Genomic DNA, 2,028 nt, shown 5'->3' with positions numbered 1-2,028 from the left:
GTCTACGGACGGTCGATCGCGGAACTGGTTGGCGCCAAACTGTCGGCGGATGAGTTGACCATGATCTCGGCTCTGCTTGGACGGTTACGGCATCCGCCTGTCGCGGACTGATGCCATGGCGCCGAGCCGACCTGGCTAGGTCAGGCCAGATGGCTGCCCCAGAGAAACGCCAGCGTCGCCAGCACGCCAAGTGCCGTGCGAACCAGGTGCAGGTTGCCCCATTTGACGATCAGGGACCTGGCTTGAGGATTGCCGGCGCCCGCGTCCATCGCCTCCAGCACCCTGTTGGTCGGCATCATGGTAATCAGCGTCCATGGCCAGGGCAGGATGATCAACACCGCGCCAACCAGGAAGGCAAAACCGCTGGTCTGCCACCAAGCAGCTAGGCCGAGAACGCAGGCGACAATGGCAATCGACGCCTGCATGGCGGCGCCGCGCTTGTAGGAGGGCTGCCATTCCTGCAGCAGTGCCCTGTCGTCGAGAGCAAGCCGCGCCGGCTGTTCGGCAACACTGACGTAGATCGCAGCGCCGGAGAATGCGGCGGCAACCGTCAAGGCAAGCAACCCGATCAGCATCTTCTTTCCCCGCGCAAGCCATCCGGCACTGATGCCGTCCAGACAGAAATAGGGCTTGCAAGGCTCGGAACAATACGCCATAGATCAGGCGAACCGTAACGTACGGTACGGCTCGCCGGAATAACCGATGGCCCTGCCTTTCGAGAGAAGAGCGTGTTGCACAGCGTGCCCGAGATCGACACCAGCGAAGCGCTGACGGAGCGGCAGAAGGCCGTGCTCGACGCAGCGTTGCGGCTGTTGGTCGAGGAGGGCGATCAGCTCACAATGACCGCCGTGGCGCGCCGCGCCAGCTGCTCCAAGGAAACGCTCTACAAATGGTTCGGCGATCGTGACGGGCTGCTGACGGCGACGGTGCAGTGGCAGGCTTCGAAAGTGCGGGTGGCACAGGTCGACGGCAAGGGGCTCGATCTGGCCTCGCTGACCGCAAGCCTCGAACGCTTCGCTTCCGATTGGCTGAAGGTGATCTCCAGTGACACCTCGATCGCGCTCAACCGGGTCGCGGTCAGCCATGCCGGTTCCGGCAAGGACAATCTCGGCGCCGTGGTGCTGGAGAACGGCCGCTTCGCATTGGCCAAACGGCTGAAGCCTGTGCTTGAGGCAGGCCGTCAGGCCGGGCTGCTCGACTTTGCGGATGCCGAGACGGCGTTCCGCACCTTTTTCGGGCTGGTCGCCCGCGACGTGCAGATCCGTCTGCTGCTCGGCGACCGGCTGGAATTGACTGAAGCGACAATCGGCGGCGATGCCACCGGGGCGACGCAACAGTTTCTCGCTCTTTTCGGAGCAACAACCGGGTCGCAAGGCCTCTGATTCATAAAACGGGAAGGAAGACAAAATGCGCGTCTATTACGATCGTGATGCTGATCTCAATCTGATCAAGGGCAAGAAGGTCGCCATCATCGGCTACGGCAGCCAGGGCAGGGCGCATGCGCTCAACCTCAAGGATTCCGGTGCCAAGGAGATCGCCATCGGCCTCAAGGCTGGTTCCGCGACCGCTAAGAAGGTCGAAGCCGATGGGCTCAAGGTGATGAGCGTGGCGGACGCCGCCAAATGGGCCGACCTGATGATGATGGCAACGCCGGACGAACTGCAGGCCGACATCTACAAGAACGAGATCGCGCCGAACATCCGCGATGGTGCGGCGATCGCTTTCGCGCATGGCCTCAACGTGCATTTCGGCCTGATCGAGCCGAAGTCGACGGTCGACGTCGTCATGATCGCGCCGAAGGGTCCCGGCCACACGGTGCGCGGCGAATACCAGAAGGGCGGCGGCGTGCCGTGCCTGGTCGCGGTCAACCAGGATGCTTCGGGCAATGCGCTCGACCTGGCACTGTCCTACGCCTGCGGCGTCGGCGGCGGCCGTTCGGGCATCATCGAGACCAATTTCCGCGAGGAATGCGAGACCGATCTGTTCGGCGAGCAGGTCGTGCTGTGCGGCGGTCTGGTCGAGCTGATC

General features: G+C 63.2%; 3 protein-coding genes. 2 read left to right on the top strand and 1 reads right to left on the bottom strand.

What is annotated here, in order from left to right; genetic code table 11:
- Positions 1-140: 140 nt before the first annotated feature.
- Positions 141-572, bottom strand: coding sequence for a DUF1772 domain-containing protein (locus EN935_RS33180; RefSeq protein WP_164548880.1), 432 nt, complete (start codon positions 570-572; stop codon positions 141-143).
- A 156-nt stretch (positions 573-728) separates the two neighbouring features.
- On the opposite strand from EN935_RS33180, the gene EN935_RS33175 reads away from it, so the two are divergent.
- A complete protein-coding gene (locus EN935_RS33175) occupies positions 729-1,382 on the top strand; it encodes a TetR/AcrR family transcriptional regulator (protein WP_164757898.1) in 654 nt (217 codons plus the stop codon).
- A gap of 25 nt (positions 1,383-1,407) precedes the next feature.
- Positions 1,408-2,028: ketol-acid reductoisomerase (gene ilvC, locus EN935_RS33170; protein WP_127374085.1), on the top strand; the 621-nt coding region annotated here is incomplete at its 3' end.

It is taken from the genome of Mesorhizobium sp. M7D.F.Ca.US.004.03.1.1 (genome assembly GCF_003998635.1).
Taxonomy (GTDB): Bacteria; Pseudomonadota; Alphaproteobacteria; order Rhizobiales; family Rhizobiaceae; genus Mesorhizobium; species Mesorhizobium loti.
The sequence above is the reverse complement of the archived record's forward strand: the minus strand, read 5'-3'. Positions and strand labels throughout refer to the sequence as shown.